Genomic DNA, 16,941 nt, shown 5'->3' with positions numbered 1-16,941 from the left:
TTTTTTAATCATTAATTCATTTCATATTGTAGCTATGAATTGTCAGTTCCGGACGGCTGGCGTAGCCTTAACAGAGACGCGTAAATGTCAGGAGAAGACGGATGAAAAAGGTCGCAATTGTCGGTTTAGGGTGGTTAGGGATGCCGCTGGCGATGTCATTAACGGCAAGAGGCTGGCAGGTGACGGGCAGCAAAACCACCGCAGACGGCGTGGAAGCCGCACGGATGTGTGGTATCGAAGGGGTCGAATTGCGCCTGGAGCCAGAGCTTATCTGCGATGCCGACGATCTGGATACGCTGATGAATGTCGACGCGCTGGTCATTACGCTGCCCGCCCGCCGAACCGGACCGGGAGACGGATTCTACCTGCAGGCGATGCAGGAGATTGTCGACAGCGCCCTGGCCCATCACATTCCGCGAATTATCTTTACCAGTTCAACCTCGGTCTATGGCGATACCGAAGGAACGGTAAAAGAGGACAGTCCGCGCGCGCCGGTCACCGCGAGCGGACGGGTATTAAAAGACCTTGAGGACTGGCTGCACAATTTACCGGGTACACAGGTTGATATCCTGCGTCTTGCCGGCCTGGTCGGGCCGGGGCGTCACCCGGGTCGTTTCTTTGCGGGGAAAACGGCGCCGGACGGGCAACATGGCGTTAATCTTGTGCATCTTGAAGATGTCATCGCGGCAATTACCCTGCTTTTGCAGGCTCCAAAAGGCGGACACATCTATAATATATGTGCGCCCTCTCATCCCGCTCGTAGCACCTTCTACCCGGTTATGGCGCGTCAGCTTGGTCTGGAACCTCCGCATTTCCACGATGCGCAGGGCGAAAGAAAAGGCAAAGTGATTGATGGTAACCGTATCTGTCACGAACTGGGATTTGAGTATCAATTTCCCGATCCGCTGGTTATGCCGATGGAGTGATGCAGCCCGCGGAGGCAATTGCGCCACAAGGGGGAAGCATGAAACCACTGCTGGATGTTCTTATCATCCTCGATGCGCTGGAAAAAGAGGGCAGTTTTGCCGCTGCGTCGGCAAAACTGTTTAAAACGCCCTCGGCGCTCAGCTATACCGTGCACAAGCTGGAAAGCGATCTCAATATCCAGATCCTCGATCGTACCGGGCACCGCGCCCGCTTTACCCGTACCGGGCAAATGCTGCTGGAGAAGGGGCGGGATGTACTGCACGCCGTGCGTGAGCTGGAAAAACAGGCCATTAAACTGCACCAGGGATGGGAAAATGAACTGGTCATTGGCGTGGATGATACCTTTCCGTTTTCGTTACTGGCTCCGCTGATCGAGGCTTTTTATGCGCGCCATAGCGTCACCCGGCTGAAATTTATCAACGGCGTGCTGGCCGGGTCCTGGGAGGCACTAATTCAGGGCCGGGCGGACATTATCGTCGGTGCACTCCATGAGCCTCCCCAGCTCAGTGCCTTTGGCTTTGCCTGTCTTGGTAAACTGGAGCAGGTCTTCGTTGTAGCGCCGCATCACCCCCTTGCTCAGGAAGCCGAACCTATTAACCGACGCGTTATTAAAAATTACCGCGCTATCGTGGTGGGAGATAATAGTTTGCCTGGCTGTGCGGTTTCGTCTCAACTGCTCGACGATCAAGAGGCCATCACCGTCTTTGACTTTAAAACTAAACTCGAACTGCAAATAAACGGCCTCGGTTGCGGTTATCTGCCTCGCTATTTAGCCCAGCGCTTTATAGAAAGCGGAGCGCTAATAGAAAAGCAGGTTTTAGCACAGACCAGTGATGAGTCGGTATGGATAGGCTGGAATGAGCAAACTGCTGGGCTTGCCAGTGCATGGTGGCGGCAAGAGATTTTAGCAAATAGTGCTATTGCTGCAGTTTATGCAGCAGCTGGCGTCGAAAAATCAGCCAGTTAGATCAAATAAAGTTTTGCATGCCTTCGCAATCTATTGCATTACTGCCAGCAGATGGGGCAAAATGCCGCCGCTGCAAACAAATGAATAATCGACGATATAAAAGGCGTCGGTTATTTTTTTTTGCATGTACGAAACGAAACTAAAACCAAGAGGCCGGGCTTCGTACCGGATAGATATTTACTAAAATCCGACAGTTGTTGTCGCTGAGGAATAAACGAAATGGGGCAAATTTTCGCTTACGTGGCGGTTATCACCGTAAAGGAGATTAACTATGTCGCATAACGCAACTCCAAACACCTCTCGCGTGGAATTACGTAAAACCCTTACGTTGATTCCGGTTGTTATGATGGGCCTTGCCTACATGCAGCCAATGACGCTGTTCGATACATTCGGTATCGTATCAGGCCTTACTGACGGTCACGTTGCAACGGCGTACGCCTTTGCGCTGGTCGCGATTCTCTTTACAGCGCTGAGCTACGGTAAACTGGTTCGCCGTTTCCCGTCTGCAGGCTCTGCATACACCTATGCTCAGAAATCCATTAGCCCGGCTGTTGGCTTTATGGTGGGCTGGTCATCTCTGCTGGACTACCTGTTCATGCCGATGATCAACATTCTGCTGGCTAAAATTTACTTCGAAGCGCTGGTACCTTCTATACCGTCGTGGATTTTCGTTGTGGCGCTGGTGGCCTTTATGACCATCTCTAACCTGCGCAGCATCAAAACCGTGGCTAACTTCAATACCCTGATCGTTATTCTGCAGATGGGTATTGTGGCGGTTATCGTGGGTCTGATCATTTATGGCGTTTCCCACGGTGAAGGGGCAGGTACGCTCACCAGCACCCGTCCGTTCTGGTCTGAAGGGGCGCACGTTGTGCCGATGATTACCGGCGCGACCATTCTCTGCTTCTCGTTCCTCGGCTTCGATGGTATCTCCTCGTTGTCTGAAGAGACCAAAGACGCAGAGCGCGTGATTCCGCGTGCCATCTTCCTGACAGCGTTGATTGGCGGCCTGATCTTTATCGGTGCTTCCTACTTCCTGCAGCTGTACTTCCCGGATATCTCTCGCTTTAAAGATCCGGACGCGTCACAGCCAGAAATCATGCTGTACGTTGCGGGTAAAACCTTCCAGTGGGGCGTGCTGATCTTCTCCAGCGTGACCGTTCTGGCATCCGGTATGGCTGCACACGCAGGGGTTTCTCGTCTGATGTACGTGATGGGCCGCGATGGCGTGTTCCCGACGCGCTTCTTCGGTTATGTTCATCCGAAATGGCGTACCCCGGCATGGAACGTGCTGCTGGTCGGTGCGATCGCACTGCTGGCCATCAACTTTGACCTGGTAACCGCAACCGCGCTGATCAACTTCGGTGCGCTGGTGGCCTTTACCTTCGTTAACCTCTCGGTTATCTCGCAGTTCTGGATCCGTGAGAAGCGTAACAAGACGTTGAAAGACCACTTTAACTACCTGATTCTGCCAGTTTGTGGTGCCCTGACTGTGGGTGCACTGTGGGTTAACCTGGAAGAGAGCTCCATGGTTCTGGGTCTGATCTGGGGTGGTATCGGTCTGGTTTATCTGGCTTGCGTGACCAAAAGCTTCCGCAACCCGGTACCGCAGTACGAAGACGTTGCATAATCGATAGCGTTGAATAATAAAAACCGGAGACATCGCCTCCGGTTTTTTTATATCTGAAATAACTAAAGGTTCTAACCAGGAACATTTGGTTATTTGTCCCTGCCCGGCGAGTCATTAATAATTTGCCTCCTGATGTTTTGCTGGCTTATTAATAATTATGCTCTCTATGATCTTTAGCGGACTCTTCTGCGGCGCGCTGCTGGGTTTTGTTATGCAGCGTGGGCGGTTCTGTCTCACCGGCGGTTTTCGCGACATGTACATTGCGAAAAACAACCGCATGTTTTATGCCCTCTTAATTGCTATCTCCATCCAGAGTCTGGGCGTATTTGCGCTCATTCAGATGGGGCTAGTGCAGTATGATGCCGGCACCTTTCCGTGGCTTGGTACCGTGGTGGGGGGCTATATCTTTGGCCTGGGTATCGTCTATGCAGGCGGCTGTGCCACCGGAACCTGGTATCGCGCTGGCGAAGGGTTGATCGGCAGCTGGATTGCGCTCTTCACCTATATGCTGCTGAGCGCGGTAATGCGTTCACCCCATGCGGATGGCCTTAATCAGGTGCTAAAAACTTACAGTACCGGGCACAACTCTATTGCCGAGACCTTTGGTTTCTCTGTCTGGCCGTTGATAGCGCTGTTACTGGTGGTCACGCTCTGGGCTGTAAGCAAAGAACTGCGTAAACCTAAGCTTAAGGTCGCGTCATTGCCGCCGCGCCGTACCGGTCTTGCTCACTTGCTGTTTGAAAAGCGCTGGCATCCCTTTGTCACCGCCGTTCTCATTGGTTTGATCGCGCTGCTGGCGTGGCCACTGAGCGAGGCGACAGGGCGTATGTTCGGTTTAGGGGTGACTTCCCCGACAGCCAATATTCTGCAGTTCCTGGTAGCCGGACAGAGCAAGTTCCTGAACTGGGGCGTCTTCCTGGTGTTGGGGATTTTCCTGGGTTCCTTTATTGCCGCGAAAGCCAGCCGCGAGTTTCGTGTACGCGCCGCAGATGCGCAAACCACGCTACGCAGCGGCCTGGGTGGCATGCTGATGGGAGTAGGCGCCAGTATGGCCGGTGGTTGCTCTATCGGCAATGGCCTGGTCATGACGGCAATGATGACCTGGCAGGGCTGGATTGGTCTGGCCTTTATGATCCTTGGCGTATGGACTGCGTCATGGTTTTTATATGTCCGTCCGCAACGCAAAGCGAAACTTGCGGTTGCGACGGCCTGATGAATAACAGGAGCTGTTATGGCGATTAAAAAACTGGATGTGGTTACGCAGGTTTGCCCGTTTCCACTGATTGAAGCAAAAGCCGCGCTGGCTGAGATGGCCAGCGGTGATGAATTGATTATCGAATTCGACTGCACGCAGGCGACAGAAGCCATCCCACAATGGGCGGCAGAAGAGGGCCACGCGATCACAGATTATCAGCAGGTGGGTGATGCCGCGTGGAGCATCACCGTTCAGAAGGCCTGACCCAAACGCCCTCCCGGCCACGGGAGGGCGTAATTAGACGATCTCCTGGGCGTATTGATAAAGCGCCTTCAGTAGCCCAAGCTTCTCGTTATTCCCTTCATACTGACCGTAGAGCATCTCCAGCTCCTGGGCGTAAGCCTGCAAGAACTCAGGCGTAAAGACGTTGCGACGATGCTGCAGCCAGCGCGCCTGCTCGTCTTCATCCAGCGTGCCGGGAAAGTTACGGGCACGGTAATTAAAGATAAGCTTCTCTATACGCGCATCGGCAAAGGTCAAATCCAGCGCGGGCAGATTACGTGGTTCGGTTTGCAGTACGATGTTCATTGCCGCACGGTCCGCATCGCTGAAGAAGCCGTTATAAAGCTGGGCATCCACGTTATCTGATGGCGTAAAAGGTTCGGCTTCGGCGAAAATTGCCACCACTTTCTCACGCACCTGGGGATTCTCGCGAAGCACCTTCAGATTATCCAGACAGCGCTGACGGTCGATACCCAGCCGGTCAACATCTTCTGGACGCAGGGTATTCGCCTGCGCCAGTACCGGGCATTTATTGACGTGCAGTAGCTTCACCGGCACGGCGGACTCGTCGCCCAGTGCATCTTTAGGCGTATACAGCCGCTCGCGCAGGGTATCGCTATCCAGATCCAGCAGGGGAGAGATGTCCCCCGCCAGGTCTACCATAATCACCGCGTTACGGTTTTCCGGGTGCCAGGCCAGAGGGGCTACCCAGCTGGTATTACCCCGCCAGGCGCCAAACATCCCCGAGACATGGACCAGGGGTTTCATTTGCGGGACGTCGATGAGGGTGGTCAGTTTCTGCTTACTGCGGTGGCTCAGCAGATAATCGAACAGCTTCGGCTGCTGCGCTTTCACCAGCTTTGCCATGGCAATGGTGGCGTAAACATCCGCCATCGCATCGTGGGCATTACTGTGTTCGATACCGTTAGCGCGGGTCAGATGCTCAAGTCGAAAACTGGGCAGCCCTTCATTGTTTTCAGGCCAGTTTATTCCCTGCGGACGCAGGGCGTAGCATGCGCGCATCACGTCCAGCAGGTCCCAACGGGAGTTGCGATTTTGCCAGCTCCAGGCATAGGGATCGTAGAAGTTGCGGTAGAAGATATTGCGCGTCACTTCATCATCGAAGCGCACGTTGTTATAACCCACCACGCAGGTATTGGGTACGGTAAACAGATCGTGAATACGGCGGGCAAACTCCGCTTCGGTAACCCCTTTAGCGCGAGCTTCCTGCGGCGTAATGCCTGTCACCATCACTGCGCCGGGTTGAGGCAGATAGTCGTCTGCCGGTTTGCACCAGAACACTTCCGGCTCGCCGATAATGTTGAACTCGGCATCGGTTCGGATAGCTGCAAACTGGGCAGGGCGGTCCAGCGACGGGCTGGTGCCAAAGGTTTCGTAATCGTGGAATAAGAAAGTGGGAAGCGCGGTGGAGTCAGACACCAGTAATACCATCCTGTTTGTAAGTCACCCTCTATAGTAAACCATCCGCTCAGGCACGCCGAAGAAAAAGCAGTCGAAAAGGTGAAAATTGCGGGCCTGCCTCGCAAAAAAATCTGCGCTCTGTCACATTTCATTGCAATTTATCCAGGTATCGACATCAGAACTTCCGTAAAAAGGTCAACGATTTTAAATGACCTGAGGATATACCGTTGAAACGCCGTCTGTTTATTGCAGTTTCTTTGCTCGCTGTAAGTATTTCATCCGCGCTGGCTGCCGACCCGATTGATTATGCGCCGCAACCGCCTGCTATACAGGCAGGATCATGGGTGTTGATGGATTATACGACCGGGCAAGTTTTAACGGCGGGCAACGAACATCAGCAACGTAACCCGGCCAGCCTCACCAAGCTGATGACCGGCTATGTTGTTGACCGTGCGATTGATAGTCATCGCATCTCTGCCGACGATGTGGTCACCGTGGGGCGCGATGCCTGGGCCAAAGGGAATCCCGTTTTCGACGGTTCCTCACTGATGTTTATCAAACCCGGCGATCGCATTACCGTACGGGATTTAAGCCGCGGTTTGATTGTCGATTCCGGAAACGACGCCTGCGTGGCGCTGGCCGATCATGTGGCAGGCGGGCAGCCGCAGTTTGTGAAAATGATGAACGACTATGTGCAGAAACTGAATCTGCGCGACACCCATTTCGAAACCGTGCATGGCCTGGATGCGCCGGGGCAGCACAGCTCGGCTTACGACCTGGCAGTACTCTCCCGCGCGATTATTCATGGTGAGCCGGCGTTTTATCACATGTATAGCGAGAAGAGCCTCACCTGGAACGGTATTACCCAGCAAAACCGTAACGGTCTGTTATGGGATAAAAATCTTGATGTTGATGGTCTTAAAACCGGGCACACCTCCGGTGCCGGCTTTAACCTGATCGCCTCTGCGGTGGATGGGCAGCGACGTCTTATTGCCGTTGTGATGGGTGCCGAAAGCCCGAAAGCGCGTGAAGATCAGGCGCGCAAGCTGCTGCACTGGGGCCAGCAGAACTTTGATACTGTGCAGATCCTGCGCAGCGGCAAGCAGGTCGGAACCGAGCGTATCTGGTACGGCGATAAAGAGAAGATTGCGCTGGGTACCGATCAGGACTTCTGGCTGGCGCTGCCGAAGGCGGAAGTGGCCAATATTAAAGCGCGCTATGTCCTGGATAAAAAAGAGCTTGAAGCGCCGATTGCTGCGCATCAGCGCGTCGGCGAAATCGCTTTATACGATCGCGACAAAGTGGTGGCGCACTGGCCGCTGGTCACCCTTGAGCCTGTCGGGAAGGGGGGGATGTTCTCGCGACTGAGCGACTATATTCACCACAAAATATAACCTGCCCGCGAGCAGACTGGCGACTCTGCGATTCTGCTCGCATAATAAACACTTCACGTTTGTCACACCGCTTTTTACTGCTTTATAGTGTATGAATATACAGTGATAAAGGAGGCAGCATGGACTATAACATTTCGCATCAACCTAAACGTAAAATCGCGGGTTTTCACCTGGTCGGACCGTGGGAGCAGACGGTAAAACAAGGGTTCGAACAGCTTGTTATGTGGGTCGACGGTCATAACATTCCCTCACAGGAATGGCTGGCGGTCTATTACGATAACCCTGATGAAGTGCCTGCGGAAAAACTGCGCTGCGACACCGTCGTCCGCGTCGCCGACGATTTTACGCTGCCTGCCAATAGCGAAGGGGTGATCCTGACCGAGGTCGCCGAAGGCGAATACGCCTCTGCCACTGCCCGTGTCGAAAATCACGATTTCGCGACGCCCTGGAATCATCTGTTCGCCAGTTTGCTGGAGGACAACCGCTACCAGATCGCGCCAAAACCCTGCTTCGAACGTTACCTGAACGACGGTAATGCCGACGGCTACTGGGATATCGAAATGTATATTCCGGTACAGCACAAAGCGGGTTAGTCACCTTTAGGCATAGAATCCAAAGGGTTTTTCTGCCGCAGACCCCTCTACGGCAGAAAACCAGTTACAATCAGACTTTATTCAATGGCTGGAGAGCGGGTGTGCGCCCCGATAAACCATTAACCTCGTCTGAAATTCGTCTCTATCGTCATTACCGCGTGGTGCATGGATGCCGTATCGCGCTGGCGTTTATCCTTACTTTCCTGCTTGTGCGCCTGTTGCATGTGCCGGAAGGGACGTGGCCGCTCATCACCCTGGTGGTAATTATGGGGCCAATCTCTTTCTGGGGTAATGTGGTACCCAGGGCATTTGAACGTATCGGCGGCACTATCTTAGGCTCGGCGCTGGGCCTGATTGCCCTGAAGCTGGAGCTCTATTCACTGCCCTTGATGTTGCTCTGGTGTGCGGCGGCGATGTTCCTTTGCGGCTGGCTGGCGCTAGGTAAAAAACCTTACCAGGCACTGCTGATTGGCATCACCCTGGCGGTGGTTGTCGGTGCGCCAACGGGGGATATGAATACGGCATTGTGGCGAAGCGGCGATGTGATACTGGGTTCACTGCTGGCAATGCTCTTCACGGGTATCTGGCCGCAGCGGGCATTTTTGCACTGGCGCATTCAGATGGCTAACTACGTCACAGCCTTTAACCGCGTTTATCAGGCTGGTTTTTCCCCTAATCTTGTTGAGCGCCCGCGCCTGGAAAAGCGCCTGCAAACCATCCTGAATGACGTCGTGAAAATGCGAGGTCTTATTACCCCCGCCAGTAAAGAGACGCACATCCAGAAGTCTATTTTTGAGGGGATCCAGACCGTCAGTCGCAATCTGGTCTGTATGCTGGAGCTTCAAATCAATGCGCACTGGGCATCGCGAGAGAGCCACTTTGTGATGCTCAACGCCCGTACCCTCAAAGAGACGCAGCAGATGACCCAGCAAACGCTGCTCACTATTGCCCACGCTCTGTATGAAGGCAATCCGCAGCCGATTCTGGCCAATACCGAAAAGCTGAATGAGATCGTTGCCGAACTGCGTCAGTTGATTAATGAGCATCAGAGTCAAAACGTGGCGGAAACGCCTATTCATGGCTATGTATGGTTGAGTATGGAGATGGCGCGTCAGCTAGAACTGCTTTCGCACTTAATCTGCCGGGCGCTGCGCAAATAAAGCGCAGCCATTACGTTGAGTGATGTCTGCTGCTTCGATTCAGCACCATTTACGGTTATGATAAGACCAAAGCAAAAATTATTGTCATCCGCAATCGCTGTCAGTAAGGTTACTGCCATAGCGGTTGTTTAAACGAATCCGAATCTCACATTATCAGGGGTGTAAAAATGGAAACTACCAAGCCTTCGTTCCAGGATGTTCTGGAATTCGTCCGCCTGTTCCGCCGTAAGAACAAACTGCAGCGTGAAATTCAGGACGTTGAGAAAAAGATCCGTGACAACCAGAAGCGCGTACTGCTGCTGGACAACCTGAGCGATTACATCAAACCGGGTATGAGCGTTGAAGCTATCCAGGGCATCATCGCCAGCATGAAGAGCGACTACGAAGACCGCGTAGATGATTACATCATCAAAAACGCTGAGATCTCCAAAGAGCGCCGTGAGATCTCGAAAAAGCTGAAAGTGATGGGCGAAATGAAGCACGTGGAAGCCAAAAGCGAGTAACCTCCGCCAGCTATCCAGGCCCTCCGATTCGTTCGGGGGGCTTTTTTTTGCGCCTTACATAAGGCCGTCTGGTCACAGAAAAGCAAAAAACCTGCTCGAAAGCAGGCTTCTTAAATGTGGCTCCTCTGACTGGACTCGAACCAGTGACATACGGATTAACAGTCCGCCGTTCTACCGACTGAACTACAGAGGAATCGTTGTGGAGCGTTATCTTAGCGGCGAAAAAAGTTTTGTCAAACCTGATCTTAACGCATTTTGTTTAACTGACGATTCATTCAGCAGATTGACGCATTAACCCACACTTTTTTCTGCAAAATACTTTGCAGGATCGTCTATTCTCCCTCATCATTTGAAATGGAGTTTCAACTTTCTCGCTAAGGTCCATTTTGAACGTCACTTCCGCTTTACGCCAGCGCGTCATGCGTACGCCCTGGTATACCAAACGTAAAAGTTATCGGGTTCTGTTCTGGCGTGAAATCACCCCCCTTGCTGTGCCTATCTTTCTGGAAAATACCTGTGTACTGCTGATGGGCGTGCTGAGCACCTTCCTTGTCAGCTGGCTGGGCAAGGAGGCGATGGCGGGCGTGGGTCTGGCAGATAGCTTTAACATGGTCATCATCTCCTTCTTTGCGGCTATTGATCTGGGTACCACGGTGGTGGTGGCGTTCAGCCTCGGAAAGCGCGACCCGCGACGCGCGCGCGCTGCTGCCCGCCAGTCGCTGGTGATCATGACTTTGTTCTCGATAGTGCTGGCGGCGGTGATCCACTATTACGGTGAAGAGATCATCAACATCGTGGCGGGGGAGGCGACAAACGAGGTTAAGGCCCTGGCGCTCTCGTATCTGGAAATGACCGTGCTGAGCTATCCGGCGGCCGCCATCGCCCTGATTGGCAGCGGAGCCTTGCGTGGGGCAGGAAATACGAAAATTCCGCTGATGATTAACGGCGGGATGAACATACTGAACATCATGATCAGCAGCGTGCTGATCTACGGTATTTTCTCCTGGGATGGACTGGGCTTTATCGGCGCCGGGCTGGGGCTAACCATCTCTCGCTATATTGGCGCGATTGCTATTATTGCTGTGCTGGCGGTGGGGTTCACTCCCTCGCTTCGCATCAGCCTGAAGAGCTACTTTCGGCCGCTTAACTTCGCCATTATCTGGGAGGTGATGGGCATTGGCGTGCCGGCCAGCATTGAATCCGTATTGTTTAACAGCGGAAAATTACTGACGCAGATGTTTGTTGCCGGGATGGGCACCGACGTCATCGCTGGCAACTTTATTGCCTTTTCCATTGCGGCGCTGATTAACCTGCCGGGGAACGCCCTCGGCTCGGCATCCACCATCATCACCGGTAAGCGCCTGGGCAAAGGGCAGATTGGCCAGGCCGAGCGGCAGCTCCGCCATGTTTTCTGGCTCTCGACCATAGGATTAACCGCCATCGCCTGGGTTACCGCGCCGTTTGCCAGTCTGATGGCCTCCTTCTATACCCATGAGCAGGATGTAAAAGATGTGGTAGTGATCCTGATCTGGCTTAACGCCGCCTTTATGCCGATCTGGGCTGCCTCCTGGGTGTTGCCTGCCGGTCTGAAGGGGGCACGTGATGCACGTTTTGCGATGTGGGTCTCCATGCTCGGTATGTGGGGCTGTCGTGTCGTGGCCGGGTACACGCTGGGTATCATGCTGGGATGGGGTGTGGTCGGCGTCTGGCTGGGGATGTTCCTGGACTGGGCGGTACGCGGCGCGTTCTTCTACTGGCGAATGGTGAGTGGGCGCTGGCTGTGGAAATACCCGCGTCCGGTCCGGGAAGCGCCAAAAGAACGACTTATAGATGCGCAAACTGGAGAATAATTCGGCAATCGATTCAAAATGTGCATTCTGCCTTTGACATCGCCGGGTGGCATCGATAATATGCGCCCCGTTCACACGATTCCTCTGTAGTTCAGTCGGTAGAACGGCGGACTGTTAATCCGTATGTCACTGGTTCGAGTCCAGTCAGAGGAGCCAAATTTAAAAAGCCTGCTTTTAAGCAGGCTTTTTGCTTTTCTGCGTCCGGGAAGTTACCCCTTCTGGCGCTGAATCGGGGCGGTTGCAGCAAGTAGCCACTGCTGCGCCTCACTCTCTACAAGCGGCATGAGTACCTCCCGCACCTGCTGGTGGTAGTCGTCCAGCCACTGTTTTTCCTGCTCGCTCAGCAGGTGCAGTTCCACCTGACTCAGATCGATCGGGATAAGCGTCAGCGAGGCGAATTTGCAAAAGCCCGGCAGACTCTCTACCACTTCCACCTGGTTTTCAATACGAATGCCATACGCATCGGCCAGATAGTACCCCGGTTCGATGGTCATAATATTCCCCGCCACCAGCGGCCATGGATTGACCTTTTTCGCGATGCGGTGCGGGTTTTCATGAATTAGCAATTGATGCCCCACGCCGTGACCGGTGCCGTGATCGAAATCGAGACCCAGCTCCCACAGAGATCTGCGGGCAAAGGCGTCAATCTGGTGTCCCTGGGTGCCGGACGGGAACTGCAGGCTCATCATCGACAGAAAACCTTTGAGCACGGCCGTATAATGCAGACGACACTGAGCGCTTAGCGGGCCGTAGGCCAGGGTGCGCGTAGCATCGGTGGTGCCATTATGATACTGGCCGCCCGAGTCGTTCAGATAAAAGTCGCGGTGGGTGATGGCCTTGTTGGTGCTTTCGCTTGAGTGGTAGTGGCACATTGCCGCATTACTGGCGGAGGCTGAAATGGTGGCAAAACTGGGCTCGATAAAGCCGGGCTGTTGCGCGCGGAAAGCCAACTGCTGTTCTTGCGCTTCCAGCTCGGTGAGCGGATTGCCTGCCGCCTCACGCCGGGGCACTTCACGTGCCAGCCAGGCGAGGAAATTAACCCATGCCGCGCCGTCATAATGGTGAGACTGACGATAGCCCGCCAGTTCCACCGGGTTTTTTAGTGCCTTCATCAGGGTGATGGGATCGGCATTCCAGACGATCTCACCCGATTTTTCTACCGCAAAACGCAGGGCTACGGGGGCGGTATCGGCATCCATCATCACGCGCTTGCCCGCCGAAAGATGCTGGCTCCGGGAGAGGAAATCACCTTCTGGAGAGAGGGTAAGGCTCGCCAGTAGCGCAGACGAGAGCGAGCGGGTCTTGTTGGCGTTAACAAACCACTCGACGCGACCATCGCGTCCCAGCAGGACAAACGAGTTGGGCACCGGGCTGGTAGGAATATCACTGCCACGTACATTCAGCAGCCAGGCGATGTTGTCCGGCTGGGTAATCGCCAGGTAATCCGCATTGTGAGCATCAAGCAGGGCGGCAATGCGCTGGCGTTTGTCGGCGCTGTTCTCCCCGTTGTACTCATAGGGCATTTCGCGGATGGCCCCAACCGGAGCCGGGGGGCGATCGTGCCAGATGTCGTCAAAGGGGGAGTCATTCAGCGGCACCAGCGTACACTGGCTAGCACGCAGAGCGTCGTATTGCGCCGGGGTCATCAACATAGCTTCAAACGCGATACGCGCACCGGGGCGAAGATTCTCCCGCAGCCAGGGGGCCAGCGGATCATTGTGCAGATGCAGGATCTCGAAGGCGTTTAAATCAACCTGCTCACGGACCTGAACCTGATAGCGGCCATCGACGAACATCAGTGCGCGATCCTGCAGGATCAACGCATGGCCCGCCGAGCCGTCAAAGCCGGTCAACCAGGCCAGCTGGTCATCGTGCGGCGCGCAGTATTCGCTTTGAAAGGCATCGGCCCGCGGCACGATAATGCCGTCAAGGTTCTGCGCACGAAGCCATTCGCGCAGCGCGGATAGAGGGGATGGGGTTTGCATAACGCTCCTTTTTTATGATTAGCGAAACGGCGGCTCGTTAAAGGTTCGCAGTTTGCGCGAGTGCAGCTTATCGCCTTCGGCCCGCAGCCGATCAATGGCCCGAATGCCAATCTGTAAATGTTCGGAGATCGCCCCCTCGTAGAAGCGGTTCGCCTGCCCGGGCAGCTTAATTTCGCCGTGCAACGGCTTGTCGGATACGCACAGCAAGGTGCCGTAAGGGACGCGGAAACGGTAACCCTGGGCAGCGATAGTGGCGCTTTCCATATCAATGGCCACCGCGCGGCTCAGGTTGAAGCGCAGCGCTGAGGCGGAGTAACGCAATTCCCAGTTGCGGTCATCGGTAGTCACCACCGTACCGGTACGCAGGCGCTGTTTAACCTCTTCACCCGGCATACCGCTCACCTCTTTCGTGGCGTCGTAGAGCGCGCGTTGTACCTCGGCGATGCTCGGAATAGGGATGTCCGGAGGCAGGACGGCATCCAGCACGTGGTCATCACGCAGATAAGCATGCGCCAGCACGTAATCGCCAATCAGCTGGCTTTCACGCAGGCCGCCGCAGTGACCAATCATCAGCCAGACATCCGGGCGCAGCACCGCAAGGTGATCGCAGATGGTTTTGGCATTTGACGGCCCTACCCCGATGTTAATCAGGGTGATGCCCTGGCCGTCGGCGGTGATCAGGTGCCAGGCCGGCATCTGGTGTTTTTTCCACGCCAGATCAGAAATGGCCTGTTCTGGCGCCTCGGTCTCGGCGGTTATCCAGATCCCGCCTGCGCAGGAGAGGGCAATGTACGGGCTATCCGGATCGAGGATCTGGCTGCATCCCCAGCGCACGAACTCATCCACATAGCGGGTGTAGTTGGTGAACAGCACAAACGGCTGGAAATGTTCTGCCGGGGTGCCGGTGTAATGACGCAGACGCGCCAGCGAGAAATCCACCCGGCGCGCATCAAAGTGCGAAAGGGGGGAATACTCGGCCGGATGGTAGATCCCGTCAGCGGTCTCATCACCAATTTGCGACAGCTCGGTGGTCGGGAAATGGCGCGTCAGCCCGGCGCTCATGGAGCGATCCAGCGTCAGGGCGGAGCCATCTATTACGTAGGGGTAGGGGATCTCGTGGCGCGAAGGCTCTATGGTGATATGGGCGTCATAATCCCGATACAGCAGCGTTAACTGCTCTTCCAGATAGGGGCGAAACAGCATCGGACGGGTCACGGTTGTGGAGTAGCAGCCGGCGTGCGTAAACCGGCCATAGGCGCGGGTTTTGGGGGAGTTGGTCACGCTGCCATCCCAGGTGACGGAAAGCGATGGATAGACAAACAGGCCGTTGGCTCTGGCTTCCACATCAGGAAGTGTACCGTCTTCAATATAGTCACTGATGGCACTACGTAAATCGCTTACTGACTGCTCGTACAGCGCGTTCAGTTTTTCCAGTGCCTGAGCCGGGGTCAGGCCGGAGCCCTTATTATTCATCTCTTTCTCCTTGTTCCACAGGTGTACGACATACCCGATAGTATGACACCGTCTTATGAAACAAAAGTCAGGCAACGCGAAGCAGCGAAGGCAAAACGCCTTCGCTGTAGAGATTATGCGTGGGCGGGAGATTTCATCAGCAGGGCGGTGAGGGCTGAAATCAGGCAGCCCGCCAGCAGATAGATAGCCACGCTGTGCCAGTCGCCACCGGAGAAGGTCACCAGTGCGGCGGCGATAAAGGGGGTGAAGCCGCCGCCGACTACGCTGGCGACCTGATAACCGACCCCTGCGCCGCTATAGCGATAGCGGGCCCCGAACATGCCGGTGAACATCGGCTGCTGCACGCATACCACCATGTCATGGGCCACGTTCGCCAGTAGCACAGAGAAAACCACAATCCAGAAGATGGACTGCGCTTCCAGAGCCATAAAGAACGGAAAGGCGCTGAGGCTGCCAATAAGCGCGCCGGTGATATAGACCCGACGACGACCATAGCGATCCGCAAGCCACGCGAAGCAGGGGATGGTCAGGCAACTCAGCCCACCCACCAGCAGGCCGATATTGAGAAATAGCTCGCGCGGCAGCCCCAGATTTTGCGTGGAGTAGTTCAGCGCGAACGCCGTGACGATATACATCGTCAACAGCTCACACAGACGAAGGCCGATAATTTTCAGGAATGCGCCCGGATGGCGAGTCAGGGCCTCCATTACTGGTAAGCGCTCTTTTGCAGCCGGTGTGGTTTGCTGCTGTTCAAATTCGGCGGACTCTTCCATCCCGTTACGCACCCACAGTGCGGCAATCACCAGCACGATGCTGAAGAGAAACGGAATGCGCCAGCCCCAGCTCAGAAACTGCTCATTGGTGGTGAGGGCACTTATCAGCGAAACCAGGCCGGTCGAGAGCAGGAGACCCACCCCGTAACCCACCTGTACGCCGCTGCTGTAGAAAGCTTTCTTTTTCGCAGGTGCGCTCTCGACGGAGAGCAGTGCAGCCCCCCCCCATTCGCCGCCTACGGCAAAGCCCTGAATGGCGCGCAGGGTGACCAGCAGAACCGGAGCCCACCAGCCAATCGCGGCAAAAGAGGGCAGTAAGCCAATCAGCGCCGTGGCAATCCCCATCATCCAGACGGTAAGCATCAGCATCCGCTTGCGGCCCAGCTTATCGCCGAAGTGGCCGAAGATAATCCCGCCCAGCGGACGAAAGAGGAACCCAACGCCAAAGGTAGCAAAGGCGGCGAGCGTTCCCATCGCCGGGCCTATCTGCGGAAAGAATTCACTGTTAAAGACCAGCGCAGCGGTGATGCCATATAACAGAAAATCATACCAGTCGACGACGGCACCAGCGAAGCTGCCGAGGGCTGCCCGGCGGGCGCGATTGAGCGAAGGTGCCTCCGGGTCGGGGCAAGGGGAGGTGAGGGTGGAATCCATAGTTATCCTGTCTGTCACTTATTTCTTTTTATAGGTATCGATTAAAAATTACTCACATAGCCGTCGCCGAAACATTGGCAACGCTTATGAGACTACCGCGACTGCGAACAGGAGAAAACGATTAAATCGTCCG

At 54.9% G+C, this 16,941-nt stretch carries 15 protein-coding genes and 2 tRNA genes; 12 read left to right on the top strand and 5 right to left on the bottom strand.

Annotated elements, in window-relative coordinates; all coding sequences use genetic code 11:
* The first annotated feature begins 101 nt into the window (after positions 1-101).
* The 6 genes from B3511_RS12565 (at position 102) to tsuB (ending at position 4,983) form a co-directional block, all read left to right on the top strand.
* Entirely contained in the window at positions 102-926 is an 825-nt protein-coding gene (locus B3511_RS12565) for an SDR family oxidoreductase (protein ID WP_286782614.1), read from the top strand.
* Positions 927-964: 38 nt separating this feature from the next.
* Complete coding sequence (locus tag B3511_RS12560; RefSeq protein WP_040074930.1) at positions 965-1,894, top strand: LysR substrate-binding domain-containing protein; 930 nt, start codon at positions 965-967, stop codon at positions 1,892-1,894.
* Positions 1,895-2,113: 219 nt separating this feature from the next.
* A complete protein-coding gene (gene yoeI / locus B3511_RS20670) occupies positions 2,114-2,176 on the top strand; it encodes a membrane protein YoeI (RefSeq protein ID WP_414671879.1) in 63 nt (20 codons plus the stop codon).
* On the top strand, positions 2,166-3,524 hold the full coding sequence (locus B3511_RS12555; RefSeq protein WP_046884827.1) for an APC family permease: 1,359 nt from the start codon (positions 2,166-2,168) through the stop codon (positions 3,522-3,524). The genes yoeI and B3511_RS12555 overlap by 11 nt, the downstream gene beginning before the upstream one ends.
* 157 nt (positions 3,525-3,681) lie before the next feature.
* The gene (tsuA, locus tag B3511_RS12550; RefSeq protein ID WP_286782610.1) at positions 3,682-4,737 is read left to right on the top strand and encodes a thiosulfate utilization transporter TsuA/YeeE; all 1,056 of its coding nucleotides are present in this window, start codon (positions 3,682-3,684) and stop codon (positions 4,735-4,737) included.
* A gap of 18 nt (positions 4,738-4,755) precedes the next feature.
* Complete coding sequence (gene tsuB / locus B3511_RS12545; protein ID WP_040074933.1) at positions 4,756-4,983, top strand: thiosulfate utilization sulfurtransferase TsuB/YeeD; 228 nt, start codon at positions 4,756-4,758, stop codon at positions 4,981-4,983.
* Between the two features lie 33 nt (positions 4,984-5,016).
* Here tsuB and sbcB read toward each other — a convergent pair whose 3' ends face one another.
* Positions 5,017-6,441 carry an exodeoxyribonuclease I gene (gene sbcB, locus B3511_RS12540; RefSeq protein ID WP_286782608.1) on the bottom strand — a complete coding sequence of 475 codons (1,425 nt, stop codon included), beginning with the start codon at positions 6,439-6,441 and terminating at the stop codon, positions 5,017-5,019.
* 203 nt (positions 6,442-6,644) lie between these two features.
* On the opposite strand from sbcB, the gene dacD reads away from it, so the two are divergent.
* The 4 genes from dacD (at position 6,645) to B3511_RS12520 (ending at position 10,073) form a co-directional block, all read left to right on the top strand.
* On the top strand, positions 6,645-7,817 hold the full coding sequence (dacD, locus tag B3511_RS12535; RefSeq protein WP_207293849.1) for a serine-type D-Ala-D-Ala carboxypeptidase DacD: 1,173 nt from the start codon (positions 6,645-6,647) through the stop codon (positions 7,815-7,817).
* A gap of 119 nt (positions 7,818-7,936) precedes the next feature.
* Positions 7,937-8,410, top strand: coding sequence for a DNA gyrase inhibitor SbmC (gene sbmC / locus B3511_RS12530; RefSeq protein WP_286782606.1), 474 nt, complete (start codon positions 7,937-7,939; stop codon positions 8,408-8,410).
* 101 nt (positions 8,411-8,511) lie between these two features.
* Positions 8,512-9,570: an FUSC family protein gene (locus tag B3511_RS12525; RefSeq protein ID WP_046884829.1), complete on the top strand. Its 1,059-nt coding sequence runs from the start codon at positions 8,512-8,514 to the stop codon at positions 9,568-9,570.
* Between the two features lie 167 nt (positions 9,571-9,737).
* Complete coding sequence (locus B3511_RS12520) at positions 9,738-10,073, top strand: DUF496 family protein (protein WP_040074937.1); 336 nt, start codon at positions 9,738-9,740, stop codon at positions 10,071-10,073.
* A 117-nt stretch (positions 10,074-10,190) separates the two neighbouring features.
* Here the strand turns inward: B3511_RS12520 and B3511_RS12515 are convergent.
* A tRNA-Asn gene (locus B3511_RS12515) sits at positions 10,191-10,266 on the bottom strand.
* Between the two features lie 193 nt (positions 10,267-10,459).
* Between B3511_RS12515 and B3511_RS12510 the strand changes: the two genes are divergently transcribed.
* Both B3511_RS12510 and B3511_RS12505 read left to right on the top strand, forming a co-directional pair.
* Positions 10,460-11,923: an EmmdR/YeeO family multidrug/toxin efflux MATE transporter gene (locus B3511_RS12510; protein WP_212475523.1), complete on the top strand. Its 1,464-nt coding sequence runs from the start codon at positions 10,460-10,462 to the stop codon at positions 11,921-11,923.
* Between the two features lie 80 nt (positions 11,924-12,003).
* Positions 12,004-12,079, top strand: a tRNA-Asn gene (locus B3511_RS12505).
* A gap of 53 nt (positions 12,080-12,132) precedes the next feature.
* Here B3511_RS12505 and B3511_RS12500 read toward each other — a convergent pair.
* The 3 genes from B3511_RS12500 to shiA all read right to left on the bottom strand — a co-directional run bounded on the left by B3511_RS12500 (position 12,133) and on the right by shiA (position 16,808).
* Positions 12,133-13,908 carry an aminopeptidase P family protein gene (locus B3511_RS12500; RefSeq protein ID WP_286782602.1) on the bottom strand — a complete coding sequence of 592 codons (1,776 nt, stop codon included), beginning with the start codon at positions 13,906-13,908 and terminating at the stop codon, positions 12,133-12,135.
* A gap of 18 nt (positions 13,909-13,926) precedes the next feature.
* Complete coding sequence (locus B3511_RS12495; protein WP_286782600.1) at positions 13,927-15,381, bottom strand: AMP nucleosidase; 1,455 nt, start codon at positions 15,379-15,381, stop codon at positions 13,927-13,929.
* Between the two features lie 113 nt (positions 15,382-15,494).
* On the bottom strand, positions 15,495-16,808 hold the full coding sequence (gene shiA / locus B3511_RS12490; RefSeq protein WP_286782599.1) for a shikimate transporter: 1,314 nt from the start codon (positions 16,806-16,808) through the stop codon (positions 15,495-15,497).
* Positions 16,809-16,941: the final 133 nt, after the last annotated feature.

The organism is Leclercia sp. UBA1284, from assembly GCF_002308415.1.
GTDB classification, from domain to species: domain Bacteria; phylum Pseudomonadota; class Gammaproteobacteria; order Enterobacterales; family Enterobacteriaceae; genus Enterobacter; species Enterobacter pneumoniae.
This window is presented reverse-complemented; position numbering and strand designations above follow the sequence as displayed.

Coding starts and splice junctions, on each gene's coding strand:
- B3511_RS12565 (WP_286782614.1), top strand. CDS start 102: ATGAAAAAGGTCGCAATTGTCGGTTTAGGGTGGTTAGGGATGCCGCTG.
- B3511_RS12560 (WP_040074930.1), top strand. CDS start 965: ATGAAACCACTGCTGGATGTTCTTATCATCCTCGATGCGCTGGAAAAA.
- B3511_RS12555 (WP_046884827.1), top strand. CDS start 2,166: ATGTCGCATAACGCAACTCCAAACACCTCTCGCGTGGAATTACGTAAA.
- tsuA (WP_286782610.1), top strand. CDS start 3,682: ATGCTCTCTATGATCTTTAGCGGACTCTTCTGCGGCGCGCTGCTGGGT.
- tsuB (WP_040074933.1), top strand. CDS start 4,756: ATGGCGATTAAAAAACTGGATGTGGTTACGCAGGTTTGCCCGTTTCCA.
- sbmC (WP_286782606.1), top strand. CDS start 7,937: ATGGACTATAACATTTCGCATCAACCTAAACGTAAAATCGCGGGTTTT.
- B3511_RS12520 (WP_040074937.1), top strand. CDS start 9,738: ATGGAAACTACCAAGCCTTCGTTCCAGGATGTTCTGGAATTCGTCCGC.
- B3511_RS12500 (WP_286782602.1), bottom strand. CDS start 13,908: ATGCAAACCCCATCCCCTCTATCCGCGCTGCGCGAATGGCTTCGTGCG.
- B3511_RS12495 (WP_286782600.1), bottom strand. CDS start 15,381: ATGAATAATAAGGGCTCCGGCCTGACCCCGGCTCAGGCACTGGAAAAA.
- shiA (WP_286782599.1), bottom strand. CDS start 16,808: ATGGATTCCACCCTCACCTCCCCTTGCCCCGACCCGGAGGCACCTTCG.